Genomic DNA, 13,144 nt, shown 5'->3' with positions numbered 1-13,144 from the left:
GCAGGAGCCCAACGTCTACGCCGGCCTCTCGGTGGTGCTCGGCGCGCTCATGCACGCCCGTCCGAGGTTCTTCGCGAAGGTCATGGGCGAGCTGCTGTTCTGGGTCGGCGAGGACAAGATGACCTTCGGCTCGGACTACGGAATCTGGGAGCCGCGCTGGCAGGTCGAGGGCCTCGTCGACTGGGACTTCCCCGAGTCGGCCGACTTCGACCACCACCCCCGTCTCGGCGTCGAGGGCAAGAAGAAGATCCTCGGCCTCAACGCGGCGCGGCTCTACGACATCCCGGTGCCCGCCGAGCTCCAGCTGCCCTCCGACACCTCGGCGCCCGCCTCCGGTGACGACGCCGAGCTGGTCGAGGACCGGGCGGTGGCGCAGGCATGACGGTGGTCACGGACCCAGCTCCGCTGCGCTCCGTGGGTGCGCCCGCCGACACCCGGGTCACCGGTTCCGGGGAGGCCGCGGCCGCGGCGGCCACCGGGCTGGCGGCCCGGGTGTGGGAGGCGCTGCGCGCTGTGCGCGACCCCGAGCTCGACGCCGACGTGGTCTCGCTCGACTTCGTCGCCTCGGTCGAGGTCGAGGGGTTCGCCGCCTCGGTGCGGCCGCGCCTGCCCACCTACTTCTGCGCGCCGAACTTCGCGTTCCTCATGGTCGCCGACGCCCCGCGCTCGCCGACAGGAGCTGGGCATCCCGGCCGGTGACGACGACCCGCTCGTCGTCGACCCGAGCGGGCGCACGGTCGGCGTCGAGGCGCTCCCGCCGCACCTGCGCAAGGCCCGGTCGTACCAGGTCGGGGTGGACGCGAACACGAGCATCTGTCGCGGCCAGCTGGCGGTCCGGTACGGCGGCTGACCCCCTGATCGAGCGAACGGCACTCTCGCTGCTTCTCTGCGAGCGAGAGTGGCGCTCGCTCGACCGGGCTCAGGCGGTCGGCACGACGATGAGGTGCGGGGTCGGGCGCGAGGCGGCCAGCTCGTAGTGAGCGCGGAGCTCCTCGATCACCCGAGCCGGCTCCGTCTTCAGGCGACGCGGACGGTGGTGCGCGACGACGACACCCGCTGCGACCGTGTCCGCCCGTCGACGTGCGGTGTCGTCCTCCTCGACGGGGTGGAACTCCATCGAGTCGTTCTCCCAGGCCAGGCCGACGTCGGGCTGGTAGCCGTCGGGAGTCGCCAGGAACCGCCCGTTCGGCCAGCACAGGGTCGGGTTCCACAGCATCGGCGGAAGGCCGGCGCGCGAGTAGAGATATCGGCCCCATCCCTCGGTGGGCGACCGGATGCCGTCGGCGATCTCCTCGGGGGCCGGGGAAGGGAGCTACGAGCCCCAGACGTCCTGCGCAACCGAGACGATCAGCTCGAGCTTCGCGACCTCCTGCTCGTAGGAGAGCTCGTTGCCCTCCACTGTCGAGGAGAACCCGCACTGCGGCGAGAGGCAGAGCTGCTCGAGCGGCACGACCTCCGACGCCTCCTCGATCCGCCGCTTCAGCGTGTCCGGATCCTCCAGCTCGCCGGACTTCGTCGTCACCAGGCCCAGCACCACCTGCTGGTCGCCGCGCGGCAGGTAGCGCAGCGGGGAGAAGTCGCCGGAGCGGGCGTCGTCGTACTCGCAGAAAAACCCGTCCACCTCGAGCCCGCCGAAGACCTTCTCCGCCACGTGGTCGTAACCACCCTCGGCCGCCCACGAGGAGCGGTAGTTGCCGCGGCACATGTGCGTGGTGATCCGCAGGTCGTCCGGGCGCCCGGACAGCGCCGCGTTGATCGTGTCGACGTAGCGTTCGTGCATGTGGTCGGCGTCCTCGCCGCGGGCGGCCATCGACTCCCGCTGGGCCGGGTCGTTGAGGTAGGCCAGCGAGGTGTCGTCGAGCTGGAGGTAGCGCACACCCAGCGCGTACAGCCGCGAGATCTCCTCGCGGTACGCCGCCGCCAGGTCGGCCCAGAACTCGTCGGGGTGGGAGTACGGCGAGCCCTCGTGCACCGGGGCGCCGCCCAGCCGGTAGTGCAGCATCGACGGCGAGGGGATCGTCAGCTTCGGCACGGCGCTGGTCACGGTCGAGGCCAGCATCGAGAAGGCGTCGCCGAAGATCGTCGTGGAGAGCCCGATCCGGCGGTCGATCACCAGCGACATCGAGACGAAGGTGAGGTTGCCGGTCGCGTTGCGGAAGGCCACCTCGACCGACGAGTCCTTCGACGACGAGACCCCGTCGAACTGGTAGAGGAAGTCCATGTGCCAGGAGGTCCGGCGGAACTCGCCGTCGGTGGCCGCCTGGAGGCCCACCGACTCCTGCATGGCGACGACGTCGCGGATCGCGTCGTCCTCGGCCGCGCGCAGCTCGTCGTCGCCCAGCCGGCCCTCGGCGTGCGCGGCGCGCGCCGTCAGCAGGGCCGGGGGACGCAGAAGGCTCCCGACGTGGTCGGCGCGGAACGGGGCCAGCTTCCTTGCGGACATGCGCACAGCTCACCGTGTCCCGGGCCACCGGGTCACCGGGCGTCCCATCCAGTGGAAACCGGATCCCCGAGTGTCCGCAGCCCGTCGGCCAGGGCCGAGGACGCCCGGGTGGCCGCCGTCCGCACCGCCCGCTCCAGCCGGTCGCGCTGGCCGTGCAGGCTGCCGGGGCCGCCCGCGGGCACGACGGGCACGGCGACGGCGACCGCCCCCACCCCACCAGCGCCTCCTCGCGCGAGCGGGCCACACCGTCGGGCAGCCGGACCGGGGCGGCCACGCACGCCAGCCGCTCCCGGAACTCGCCCCGCTCGCTCGCGAGGCCCCGGTGGCGCACCGCGTCGAGCTCCCGGTCGAGGTCCTCGAGCGCGTCGATCGTGCGGTGGGCGTGGTGGACGAGGCCGTCGCGGGCGAGCACCTCGGTGCGCCGGGGCGCCGGGAGCGCGGCCAGGAGGAGCTTCCCGACGGCGGTCGCGTGCAGCGCCCCCCGCCACGTCGAGATCGTCGGCACCGGGTGCTCGGGGCAGTCGTCGGTGGCGACCACGACGACGTCGGCGTCGCGGTAGGCGGCGTACAGCACCCCGGCGCCCGCCGTCGTGTGCGCCTGCCGCAGCGTCGCGCCGAGCCCCGGCGGGATCGGCAGCTGCGAGCGCAGCCGGTCGTTCAGCGCGGGGAGCTTCGGCCAAGACCGAAGCCGCGGGCGGGCTCCAGGCGCACGAGGTAGCCGTCCTCGACGAGGCTCGACAGCAGGTGGTAGGTCGTCGAGAGGTTGTAGTCCAGGCGACGGGCGACGGCCTTCGCGGTGATCCCGTCACCCGCGTCCGCGACGACCTCGAGGACGCGCAGCGCCCGGTGCACGGAGCCCAGGCCGGCCATGTCCCCCATGGTGGCCGACGCGCGGCCCCGCCGGCCGGATTCGGGATGGTTACAGTCCCCCCTGTGATCTCGAACGTGTTCAGCGTCGACCCGTGGTCGGTGCACGAGCCGGAGCTCGACGTCGACCTGCTGGGCCAGACCGAGTCGCTCTTCGCGCTCGCGAACGGCCACGTCGGCATGCGGGGCAACCTCGACGAAGGGGAGCCGCACCGGATGCCGGGGACGTATCTCAACTCGTTCTTCGAGTCGCGCCCGCTGCCCTACGCCGAGGGCGGGTTCGGCTTCCCCGACGAGGGACAGACGCTCGTCAACGTCCCCAACGGCAAGCTCATCCGGCTGCTCGTCGACGACGAGCCGCTCGACGTCCGGTACGGCCAGGTGCACGCCCACGAGCGCACCCTCGACATGCGCGCCGGGACGCTCACCCGCCACGTCGAGTGGACCTCCCCCAACGGGCAGCGCGTCGACGTCACCTCGCAGCGGATCGTGTCCTTCTCCCAGCGCGCCGTCGCCGCGATCTCCTACGAGGTCTCCATCCCCGAGGACGCCGGGTCGGACGCGCTGCTCGTCGTGCAGTCGGAGCTGTTCGCGAACGAGCAGATGCCCCAGGTCGAGGGCGACCCGCGCGTCGCGGCCGCGCTCAAGGATCCGCTGATCCCGGAGCACCACTCGCACTCGCACTACGGCGCCCGGATGACCCACCAGACGCGGCGCTCCGAGCTGCGGGTCGGCGCCGCGATGGAGCACCAGGTCTTCGGACCCGACGACGTGCAGGTCGACAGCTCCTGCTCCAACAACGTCGGTCGCACCACCGTCATCACGCGGCTGAAGCCGGGCAACACGCTGCGCATCGTCAAGTTCCTGTCGTACGGCTGGTCCAGCTCCCGCTCGCAGCCGGCGATCGTCGACCAGGTCGAGGCGGCCCTCGACGCGTCGCTCTACACCGGCTGGGACGGCCTGCTGGCGGCGCAGCGCGAGTACCTCGACGCGTTCTGGGCGCGGGCCGACGTCGAGATCGACGGCGACCCGCGCCTGCAGCAGGCGATCCGCTTCAGCCTCTTCCACGTGCTGCAGGCGGGGGCCCGCGCCGAGAAGCGGGCGATCGGGGCGAAGGGCCTCACCGGGCAGGGCTACGACGGGCACTGCCTGTGGGACACCGAGACCTTCGTGCTCCCGGTCTTCATGTTCACCCAGCCCCGGGCCGCGGCCGACGCGCTGCGCTGGCGGCACTCGACCCTCGACATCGCCCGGGCCCACGCCGAGCACCTGGGGCTGGAGGGCTCGGCGTTCGCGTGGCGCACGATCCGCGGCGAGGAGTGCTCCGGGTACTGGCCGGCGGGCACCGCCGCGTTCCACGTCAACGCCGACATCGCCGACGCCGTGCTCCGCTACGTCGCGGCCACCGCGGACGACGACTTCGAGCGCGAGGTCGGCGTCGACATCCTGGTCTGGACCGCCCGCCTGTGGCGCTCGCTGGGCCATCACGACAGCGAGTCGAACTTCCGCATCGACGGCGTGACCGGGCCGGACGAGTACTCGGCGGTGGCCGACAACAACGTCTACACGAACCTCATGGCGCAGCGGAACCTGCGCGGCGCCGCCGACGTGTCCGTGCGCCACCCCCGGGAGGCCGAGCGGCTCGGGGTGAGCTCGGAGGAGATCGCGAGCTGGCGGTCCGCCGCGAGCGCGATGGTCATCCCCTACGACGAGAAGCTCGGCATCCACGCCCAGGCCGAGGGCTTCACCTCGCACGCGCTGTGGGACTTCGAGCACACCCCCGAGGAGAACTACCCGCTGCTGCTGAACTACCCGTACTTCGACCTCTACCGCAAGCAGGTCGTCAAGCAGCCGGACCTGGTGCTCGCGATGGTCCAGTGCCCCGACGCGTTCACCCAGGACCAGAAGGCGGACAACTTCGCCTACTACGAGCGGATCACCGTCCGCGACTCCTCGCTCTCCCCCGGCACCCTCGCCGTCATGGCCGCCGAGACCGGCCACCTCGACCTGGCCTACGACTACCTCTGCGAGTCCTCGCAGATGGACCTCGCGGACCTCGAGAACAACGTCCGCGACGGCATCCACCTGGCCGCGCTCGCGAGCTCGTGGACCGCGGTCGTCCAGGGTCTCGGTGGGATGCGCACGCACAACGGCCGGCTCACGTTCGCGCCCCGGCTCCCCTCGGCGGTCTCGGGGCTGCGCTTCCGGCTGCTCTGGCGCGGGCGCTCGGTCCACGTCGACGTCGGCCACGGCGAGGCGACCTACACCCTCGAGGAGGTGCCCGAGAGCCGGTCCGGGCCCGCCGGGATGGAGCCGTCGTCGGCCGAGGACCTCGACCTGCGCCACCACGACGACGAATTCACCCTCGTCGCGGGAGAGGCGCAGACCTTCGAGATCCCGGCCGCGCCGCCCCGCGGCTCGATCGACCAGCCGCCCGGGCGCGCACCGCTGTTCCGCCGCATGCACCAGTAGGGCGTCGGCCGCGCGGGGTCCCCCGCGCGGCCGGTCTCACCCGCCGGTGGCGCCGGGGTCCTGCTGCTGGCCGCGGACGAACCCGCCGCCCGGGGACAGCACGCCGCCCTGCGGGTTCTGGGCCGTCGTCGTCGTGGGGGCCACCGTCGTCGTCTGCTGCTGTTGCTGCGTGGTCGGCGGCGGGGCCTGCGTCGTCGTCACCAGCGGCGGGGGCGCCTGCGTGGTGGTCGACTCCTGGGTCGTCGTACGGCGGGTGGACCGCCGGGTCTCCTCCTCGGTCGTCGTCGTGGTCGTCGTCGGGGCGAGCGACGGGACCGCGGTCGGCGCCGGGGCGGGGAGCTGGGTGCTGTTGCCCGCGAGCAGCGCGTACGCGCCCACGCCTGCGGCGACGAGGAGCACGGCGACGATGGCGACGACGATCGGCCAGCGCTTCCGGCCGGTGGGCTCCACGGCGGCGGGCACCCCCGCGGCCGTACCGGGTCCGACGAGCGCCGTCCGGCCGTCCTGGCCGTAGGGCGGGTAGCCGCCGGGCGGGGTGCCGACCCGCTGCGTCGCGCCGTAGGGGTCGTAGGCGCCGGGAGGCGCGCCCGGACCCATCGCGTAGGTCGCGCCGGTGCCGGTGGCCATGCCGGGCCCGGTCCCGGGAGGACCCATGGCGGTGGTGCGCATGGCGTTCGTCGCACCGGTGACCGGGGCGGGCGCCAGCACCGTCTCGGCGTCCATGCCGGCGTCGCGCGCGATCATGCGCAGCTCGCCGACGACCTGCTCGGTGGTCGGGCGCTCCGCGGGCTCGTCGCGGGTCATCGCAACGAGCAGGCCGCCCAGCGGGGCGGGCAGGTCCGGCGGGATGTCCGGCGGGCGGTGCAGCCGCGCGACGGCGGCCTCGAGGGCGTTGCCCGGGTACTCGCGGCGGGCGGTGATGCACTCGAGCAGGACCAGGCCGAGGGCGTAGACGTCCGAGGCCGACCCGACCGGCTGCCCGCGGACCTGCTCGGGCGAGAGGTACGACGCGGTGCCGATCACCATGCCGGTGGCGGTGATGTTGGTGGCGTCGGCGAGCACGGCGATGCCGAAGTCCGACAGGTGCGGGCGGCCCTCGGTGTCGAGCAGGACGTTGCCCGGCTTGATGTCACGGTGGACGACGCCGTGGCGGTGCACATAGGTGAGGGCGTCGGCGAGCGCGGCACCGAGCGCGACGACGTCGCCGAGCCGCAGCGGACCGCTGCGGATGCGGTCGGCGAGGGACTCGCCCTCGATGAGCTGCATGACGAAGTAGGCGCGGCTGCCCTCCTGGCCGACGTCGTAGATCGTCACCAGGCCGGGGTGGTTCATCCCGGCGAGCGTCTGGACCTCGCGCTGGCGCCGCGACTCGTCCGCCTCGCCGACGCCGGCCGGGAACAGCTTGACCGCGACGTCGCGCCCGAGCAGCTCGTCGCGGGCGCGGAAGACCTCCGCGGCGCCGCCTCGACCGATGAGGTCGCCGAGCGTGTACCGGCCCGCGCCCACGGTGGACGGGGGACCCGCCTCCGTCGAACTCACCGCCCGCGTGCCTCCTCGTCCGCTCCTGCCGACCCCGGTCCGCCCCCGCCGGACCGCGGCGTCCCGGCTCGCGCCGGGCGCCTGAGGGTCCCATGGTGCCGTGTCCCTCCCCCAGGGTCGTCGGCCACCCCGTCCCACCGCGGTCGACGGTGCCGGGCTGCCACGCCTCGTGAGCGGCGGGTGACCGTTTCGTGACCTTCGCCGAGACGATCTCGGTGTCGGTGACGGCGGCTATATTCGGGTACTGGGCAACCTCCGCACCCGCGAGAGAGCACGAGGAACCGCCATGGACCGTGACGAGATCATCCGCCAGGGCAAGCAGACGGCGTCCGACCTGCGCGACACCGTGAGCCACAAGGTCTCGGAGAACGAGGACACCCTCAAGGGCGCCCTCGGCAAGGCCGCCCGCTGGGTCGACGAGAAGACCCACGGGAAGTACTCCGACCACGTCGGCAAGGTCGAGTCCAAGGTCGGCGAGGGCATCGGCTGGGTCGCCTCGCAGGGCTCCTCGACGCCGACGTCGGGCGCCCCTGGTGCTCCCGGCGCCTCGGCCGGTGACCCGGCGCCCGGCAGCGGCGCCCCGGGCACGACGCCGCCCGGCCCGATCACTCCCGAGCAGGGCGGCCACGCGGCGGCGCCGCACGCGGCCGCGTCGCCCGACGTACCGACGCCGCCGAGCGAGAGCGCCCCCGGCGCCACGCCGCCCGGCCCGATCACCCCCGACGACGGCGACCTGCCGCCGCGCCCGCCGCAGGTCTGATGGCGGAGCTGGCGAAGGCGACCTCCACGGAGCCGTCCGGCGAGCCCGGGCGGCGCACGGCCCTGCTCGACGAGCAGTGGCGCATCGGGCCGAAGATGCACGGCGGCTACCTGCTCGCCGTGCTGGCCCAGGCCGCGGTGGACGAGCTCGCGGAGACGGGCGCCACCCCCGACACCGGGGTGCACGACGTCCCCGAGACCGTCACCGGGACGTTCCTGCGCGCGCCCGACCCCGGGCCCGCCGGCGTCAACGTCGACGTCCTGCGCCGCGGCCGGGCCGCCACCCAGGTCCGGGTCCGCCTCGACCAGGACGACCGGCCGTGCGTGGAGGTCGCCATCGTCCTGGGCGCCGCGCCCGCGCCTGGCCCCCACGAGGGCGACGTCTCGCCCGCCCCGATCGCGCTCCCCCCGTTCGAGCAGTGCGACCGCCGACCGGTCGAGACGCCCGACGGTCGGGGCGGCCTGCCGCTGATGGACGTCGTGGACGCCCGCCTGGACCCGCCCTCGCTGGGGTTCCTGTCCGGGCGGCCGACCGGCGAGGGCCGCCTCTCCGGATGGGTCGAGCTCGACACCCGCGAGACCTGGTCCCCCATCGGCCTGCTCGTCGCGCTCGACGTCCTGCCGCCCGCCTGCTTCGACCTCGGCCTGACCGGGTGGTCACCGACGATGTCACTGACCGCGCACGTCCACGCCGTGCCCGCCCCCGGCCCGCTGCGCGCCACCCAGTGGGTGGACCACGTCGCCGGCGAGCGGATGCACGAGACCTGCCGGGTGTGGGACGCCGACGGCCGGATGGTCGGTCAGGCCACCCAGCTCGCCGCCGTGCGTCGATGATGCGGGTCGGTCGCTGATCTACTCCGTGCTGCCGTCGGCGAGGATGCGGCGGAACCCGGTGTAGGGGTGCAGCACCTCGGGGATCGACACCGACCCGTCGGGCTCCTGGAACTGTTCGAGCACCGCGGCCATCGCCCGCCCGATCGGCAGGCCGGAGCCGTTGAGGGTGGCGACGGCCTGCCGGGTCCCCTGGGCGTCCTTCGCCCGGATCCCGGCCCGGCGCGACTGGAACGTCCCGCAGTCCGAGCACGACGAGATCTCGCGGAAGGTGCCCTGGCTGGGCAGCCAGACCTCGACGTCATAGGTCATCCGGGCCGCGAAGCCCATGTCGCCGGCCGCGAGCCGGACCACGCGGTAGGCCAGGCCGAGCGCCTGCAGGCACGCCTCGGCGTGGGAGACCATCAGCTCCAGCTCGGTGCCGGACTCCTCGGCGTCGCAGAAGCGCACCATCTCGACCTTGGAGAACTGGTGCAGGCGCAGGATGCCGCGGGTGTCCCGCCCGTAGCTGCCCGCCTCGGAGCGGAAGCACGGCGTCCAGGCCGTGTACGCGAGCGGGAGCGCGTCCGCGTCGAGCATCTCGCCGGCGTGCAGGTTCGTGAGCGGGACCTCGGCGGTGGGGATGAGGTAGAGGCTCCGGTCGTCGGTGCCGGTCCGGAACAGGTCCTCCTCGAACTTCGGCAGCTGCCCGGTGCCGGTCATCGTCTCCGGGGTGACCAGGTAGGGCACCGAGAACTCGGTGTAGCCGTGGCGACCGGTGTGCAGCGCGAGGAAGAGCGAGGCCAGCGCCCGCTCGAGGACGGCGCCGGGCCCGCGGGCGACGCTGAACCGGGCGCCCGAGAGCTTCGCGGCACGTCCGAAGTCGAGGATGCCCATGGCCTCGCCGAGGTCGACGTGGTCCTTGGGTTCGAACGAGAACTCCGGCGGGGCCCCCCACCGGCGGACCTCCAGGGCGTCCGCGTCGGAGTCGCCGTCCGGGGTCTCGTCGTCGGGGAGGTTCGGGATCGCGAGCAGCACCTCGCGCAGCGCGCCCTCGGCGGCGGCCACCGCGTCGTCCGCCTCGCGGATCTCGTCCTTGAGCTCGCGGGCCCGGGCCTTGAGCTTCTCGACCTCCGGACCCTGGCCCTTCGTCTCCTTCGCGACCCGCCCGACCTCCGCGGCGACCCGCTTGGACTCCGCCCGTAGGTCGTCGGTCCGGGCGATCGAGGAGTTGCGCTGCGCGGAGAGCGCCTCGAGGCCCGCCAGGTCCAGCGCGTAGCCGCGCCGCGCGAGGCGGCGGACCGCCTCGTCGCCGAGCTCGATGAGGGTCCGTGCGTCGTGCATGCCGTCCTCTGGTTGATCGTGCGGATTCGTCCGGTAACCAGGGTGCCCCACCGGCTCGACGGGGCGTCGGGCGCGGTCCGTTAGGTTCGTGGACGCCCGCGAGCAATCGGAGATCCCAGGAGAACCCGAGTGTCCACCGTTCTCGTGACCGGTGCAGCCGGTTTCATCGGGTCGAACTTCGTCCGCTACTGGCGTGCGGCCCACCCGGGTGACCGGGTGCTGGCGCTGGACGCGCTGACCTACGCCGGGGTCCGGGAGTCGTTGAACGGCCCCGACGGGCAGCTGCTCGACGGGGTGGAGTTCGTGCACGGCTCGATCGCCAACACCGACCTGGTCGCGCACCTGCTGCGCGCGTACTCGGTGGACGTGGTGGTCAACTTCGCCGCCGAGTCCCACAACTCGCTGGCGATCCTGGGCCCCGGCGACTTCTTCGCCACCAACGTCATGGGCACCCAGGCGCTGCTCGAGGCGGTGCGCCGGGTCGGGGTGTCGCGGTTCCACCACATCTCCACCTGCGAGGTCTACGGCGACCTGTCCTTGGATGCCGACGAGGCGTTCACCGAGGACTCGCCGTACCTGCCGCGCACCCCGTACAACGCGGCCAAGGCCGGCGGCGACCACGTGGTGCGCGCCTACGGGCTGACCTACGACATCCCGGTCACCATCACCAACTGCAGCAACAACTACGGGCCGCGCCAGTTCCCCGAGAAGGTCATCCCGCTGTTCACCACCCGCGCGCTGGCCGGGCAGCCACTGCCGCTCTACGCCTCGACCAAGAACCGCCGCGAGTGGCTGCACGTCTCCGACCACGCCAGCGCGATCGACGCGGTGCTCCACCACGGCCGGGTCGGGGAGACCTACAACGTCGGGTCCGGGGTCGAGGTCGACATCGAGGGCATCGCCGACACCGTGCTCGGCGCCCTGGGCCTCGGCCCGGAACTGAAGACGATCGTCCCGGACCGGCCCAGCCACGACCGGCGCTACCTGCTCGACTCGACCAAGCTGCGCACCGAGCTCGGCTGGGCCCCGACCGTCCAGTGGACCGAGGGCATCGCCGACACCGTGGCCTGGTACCGCGCCAACGAGGCCTGGTGGCGCCCCCTGCTCGGCCGCTCCCCCGTCGTCGAGGGAGCCGACGCCGACTGGAGGCCTACGGCCACGTGAGCGAGCGCGCCAGCGCACCCACGTCGGCGCGGAACTGCATCGAGCGGTAGGGCCAGTTCGTCCCGGTGTTCCACTGGCTGACCACGAGGTGCAGCCCGGACAGCGTCGAGCCCGGGACGATGTAACCGCCGTAGAGCTGGGCGACACGCCCGGCGTCGTGGTCCTCCTCGCCCCATCCGCAGCCGTGCACGAGCGTCGCCCGTGGCGCCTCGTGCAGGTTCGCCGTCGGGTGGTCGAGCAGGTAGGCATCGATGCGGTAGTTCCCGGCGTCGAAGACGACGAGCAGCCACCACTCGTGGCCCGACGCGTCCGGCACCCGGCGCAGGGACATCTCCCCGAAGGCGCCGGGGAGCACCAGGGTGGGCGAGCGGTCCCAGCCCCAGTCGGTGCCGTCCCAGCCCCAGCCCTGCCACGCGTCCGGGCCGGTGAGCCGGTCGGCCGGCACCCGCTGCAGGAGCAGTCCGTGGGCGCGCTGGAAGCCGGTGGACAGGGCGTACACCCACTCCCCGTCGGCGTCGGCCTCCCAGGTCAGCATCTGGAACAGCCCGCCGAGGTGGTTACCGGGCCAGCGGACGCCGGCCGGGTCCCAGGTCACCCCGGAGTCGCGGGAGCGGTGGAGCTCGGTGGCCCGGACGTTGCCGAGGCCGCGGCAGGCCATGACGTGCAACCAGAGGTCGCCACCGACGGTCAGCAGGTCGGTGGGCAGCACCGTCGAGACCTGCCGCCAGCCGAGCGGACCGGAGCGCACCCGCCGGTAGCCGTGGTGGGTGTAGTCGACGACCTGGTAGGCGTACTCGTCCGGGCCGGCCGACCCGGTCCAGCGCAGGCCCGTGGCGAGCGAGCCGGGGTCGGCGAACAGGACGATCGGGGAGCGCCAGCCCGCCCCGCCGACACCCGCGTCCTCGAACGTGTCACCGAACACCGACACCAGGCGACCGTCCGGCGCGCGGACCGTGGCACCGAGGTCGGTGCCGCCGACGCCGAAGCGGTCGGTCAGACCAGGACCGGTGAGATCGCAGACCTTGCGGGCGGGTCGCATGACACCAGCGTGCCCGCGGGAGAGTGAGTGTGGGCGAGGGGGGAGTTGAACCCCCACATCCTTTCGGATACACGGACCTGAACCGTGCGCGTCTGCCATTCCGCCACTCGCCCCGAGTGGTGTCGCCCCGCCTCGCGGTGATCGACGGATCGACCGTAGCACGCACGCGGAGGCCCACCACGAAGGAGGTCAACGCGCTCGGGTCGGCGACCGATACCATTGTGACACCCCGCCCGGGTGGCGACACTCCGAACGGGGTGATGTCGGGACGGCGGAGTCGGGAGGAGGGATCGCGGGTGGGGCGCGCACAGCGCTTCGAGCGTGCGCTCGAAGGCTTCGTGGGTGACACCTTCGCGCGGGTCTTCGGCGGCAAGGTCGTTCCCCAGGAGATCGCACAGGCCCTCCGGCGCGAGGCGGAGGACGGCGTGCGAGTCTTGGCAGGTGGGCGCCAACTGGCACCCAACCACTACACGGTGGCGCTCAGCCCCGCCGACCATGCTCGGATGGCGGGGGACGAAGAGACCATCACCCACTCGCTGATCGACTGCGTGGAAGAGCACCTCACGGAGGGCGGGTGGGAGACATACGGTGAGGTCGTAGTCTCTCTGGAGCGTTCCGACGCGCTGCACACGGGACAGTTCCGCACCAAGTCGTCCGTTGACCCCGACGCGTCGCGGCAGCGGACCGCGAGCCCCCGAACCGCAGGA

The 13,144-nt window shown here is 73.1% G+C and carries 14 protein-coding genes, 1 tRNA gene and 1 pseudogene; 7 read left to right on the top strand and 9 right to left on the bottom strand.

The window, feature by feature from the left end; genetic code table 11:
- Together VGH76_RS09660 and VGH76_RS09655 are read left to right on the top strand one after the other, a co-directional pair.
- Nucleotides 1-382, top strand: a 382-nt coding sequence (locus VGH76_RS09660) for an amidohydrolase family protein (protein ID WP_331556446.1), incomplete at its 5' end; no start/stop codon positions are given.
- The gene (locus VGH76_RS09655; protein ID WP_414637698.1) at nucleotides 379-699 is read left to right on the top strand and encodes an iron-sulfur cluster assembly protein; all 321 of its coding nucleotides are present in this window, start codon (nucleotides 379-381) and stop codon (nucleotides 697-699) included. The genes VGH76_RS09660 and VGH76_RS09655, both read left to right, overlap by 4 nt.
- 220 nt (nucleotides 700-919) lie before the next feature.
- Here the strand turns inward: VGH76_RS09655 and VGH76_RS09650 are convergent, their stop codons facing one another.
- The 5 genes and pseudogenes from VGH76_RS09650 to VGH76_RS09635 form a co-directional block, all read right to left on the bottom strand.
- The gene (locus VGH76_RS09650; protein ID WP_331556445.1) at nucleotides 920-1,216 is read right to left on the bottom strand and encodes a hypothetical protein; all 297 of its coding nucleotides are present in this window, start codon (nucleotides 1,214-1,216) and stop codon (nucleotides 920-922) included.
- Nucleotides 1,217-1,312: 96 nt separating this feature from the next.
- Entirely contained in the window at nucleotides 1,313-2,443 is a 1,131-nt protein-coding gene (locus VGH76_RS09645; protein ID WP_331556444.1) for a 5-methyltetrahydropteroyltriglutamate--homocysteine S-methyltransferase, read from the bottom strand.
- A gap of 32 nt (nucleotides 2,444-2,475) precedes the next feature.
- Nucleotides 2,476-2,655: a hypothetical protein gene (locus VGH76_RS09640; protein ID WP_331556443.1), complete on the bottom strand. Its 180-nt coding sequence runs from the start codon at nucleotides 2,653-2,655 to the stop codon at nucleotides 2,476-2,478.
- 104 nt (nucleotides 2,656-2,759) lie between these two features.
- Nucleotides 2,760-2,948 (bottom strand): annotated as a pseudogene (locus VGH76_RS27955) (IclR family transcriptional regulator domain-containing protein); the annotation flags it as partial.
- A 152-nt stretch (nucleotides 2,949-3,100) separates the two neighbouring features.
- The gene (locus VGH76_RS09635; protein WP_331556442.1) at nucleotides 3,101-3,313 is read right to left on the bottom strand and encodes a helix-turn-helix domain-containing protein; all 213 of its coding nucleotides are present in this window, start codon (nucleotides 3,311-3,313) and stop codon (nucleotides 3,101-3,103) included.
- A 63-nt stretch (nucleotides 3,314-3,376) separates the two neighbouring features.
- On the opposite strand from VGH76_RS09635, the gene VGH76_RS09630 reads away from it, so the two are divergent.
- On the top strand, nucleotides 3,377-5,782 hold the full coding sequence (locus VGH76_RS09630; protein ID WP_331556441.1) for a glycoside hydrolase family 65 protein: 2,406 nt from the start codon (nucleotides 3,377-3,379) through the stop codon (nucleotides 5,780-5,782).
- A gap of 36 nt (nucleotides 5,783-5,818) precedes the next feature.
- Here the strand turns inward: VGH76_RS09630 and VGH76_RS09625 are convergent, their stop codons facing one another.
- Nucleotides 5,819-7,321, bottom strand: coding sequence for a serine/threonine-protein kinase (locus VGH76_RS09625; RefSeq protein WP_331556440.1), 1,503 nt, complete (start codon nucleotides 7,319-7,321; stop codon nucleotides 5,819-5,821).
- A 286-nt stretch (nucleotides 7,322-7,607) separates the two neighbouring features.
- Here VGH76_RS09625 and VGH76_RS09620 point away from each other — a divergent pair, with 286 nt between their 5' ends.
- Together VGH76_RS09620 and VGH76_RS09615 are read left to right on the top strand one after the other, a co-directional pair.
- On the top strand, nucleotides 7,608-8,081 hold the full coding sequence (locus VGH76_RS09620; protein WP_331556438.1) for an antitoxin: 474 nt from the start codon (nucleotides 7,608-7,610) through the stop codon (nucleotides 8,079-8,081).
- A complete protein-coding gene (locus tag VGH76_RS09615) occupies nucleotides 8,081-8,914 on the top strand; it encodes a thioesterase family protein (RefSeq protein WP_331556437.1) in 834 nt (277 codons plus the stop codon). The genes VGH76_RS09620 and VGH76_RS09615 overlap by 1 nt, the downstream gene beginning before the upstream one ends.
- Before the next feature lie 18 nt (nucleotides 8,915-8,932).
- Here VGH76_RS09615 and serS read toward each other — a convergent pair whose 3' ends face one another.
- Complete coding sequence (gene serS / locus VGH76_RS09610) at nucleotides 8,933-10,234, bottom strand: serine--tRNA ligase (protein WP_331556436.1); 1,302 nt, start codon at nucleotides 10,232-10,234, stop codon at nucleotides 8,933-8,935.
- A gap of 129 nt (nucleotides 10,235-10,363) precedes the next feature.
- On the opposite strand from serS, the gene rfbB reads away from it, so the two are divergent.
- Nucleotides 10,364-11,398, top strand: a complete 1,035-nt coding sequence (rfbB, locus tag VGH76_RS09605) for a dTDP-glucose 4,6-dehydratase (RefSeq protein WP_331556435.1) — start codon at nucleotides 10,364-10,366, stop codon at nucleotides 11,396-11,398.
- On the opposite strand, the gene VGH76_RS09600 is transcribed toward rfbB, so the two are convergent.
- Nucleotides 11,385-12,437, bottom strand: coding sequence for a DUF4185 domain-containing protein (locus tag VGH76_RS09600; protein WP_331556434.1), 1,053 nt, complete (start codon nucleotides 12,435-12,437; stop codon nucleotides 11,385-11,387). The two genes, rfbB and VGH76_RS09600, sit on opposite strands and share 14 nt — an antisense overlap.
- 30 nt (nucleotides 12,438-12,467) lie before the next feature.
- Nucleotides 12,468-12,550: transfer RNA gene (locus tag VGH76_RS09595), tRNA-Leu, on the bottom strand.
- Between the two features lie 183 nt (nucleotides 12,551-12,733).
- Between VGH76_RS09595 and VGH76_RS09590 the strand changes: the two genes are divergently transcribed.
- Nucleotides 12,734-13,144 (top strand): DUF3662 domain-containing protein (locus VGH76_RS09590; protein ID WP_331556433.1); only part of this gene is annotated, 411 nt, incomplete at its 3' end.

The sequence above is a fragment of the Actinomycetospora sp. genome, from assembly GCF_036497585.1.
In the GTDB taxonomy this organism is placed as follows: domain Bacteria; phylum Actinomycetota; class Actinomycetes; order Mycobacteriales; family Pseudonocardiaceae; genus Actinomycetospora.
This window is presented reverse-complemented; position numbering and strand designations above follow the sequence as displayed.

Coding starts and splice junctions, on each gene's coding strand:
- VGH76_RS09645 (WP_331556444.1), bottom strand. CDS start 2,443: ATGTCCGCAAGGAAGCTGGCCCCGTTCCGCGCCGACCACGTCGGGAGC.
- VGH76_RS09650 (WP_331556445.1), bottom strand. CDS start 1,216: ATGCTGTGGAACCCGACCCTGTGCTGGCCGAACGGGCGGTTCCTGGCG.
- VGH76_RS09655 (WP_414637698.1), top strand. CDS start 379: ATGACGGTGGTCACGGACCCAGCTCCGCTGCGCTCCGTGGGTGCGCCC.
- serS (WP_331556436.1), bottom strand. CDS start 10,234: ATGCACGACGCACGGACCCTCATCGAGCTCGGCGACGAGGCGGTCCGC.
- VGH76_RS09620 (WP_331556438.1), top strand. CDS start 7,608: ATGGACCGTGACGAGATCATCCGCCAGGGCAAGCAGACGGCGTCCGAC.
- VGH76_RS09615 (WP_331556437.1), top strand. CDS start 8,081: ATGGCGGAGCTGGCGAAGGCGACCTCCACGGAGCCGTCCGGCGAGCCC.
- VGH76_RS09635 (WP_331556442.1), bottom strand. CDS start 3,313: ATGGCCGGCCTGGGCTCCGTGCACCGGGCGCTGCGCGTCCTCGAGGTC.
- VGH76_RS09600 (WP_331556434.1), bottom strand. CDS start 12,437: ATGCGACCCGCCCGCAAGGTCTGCGATCTCACCGGTCCTGGTCTGACC.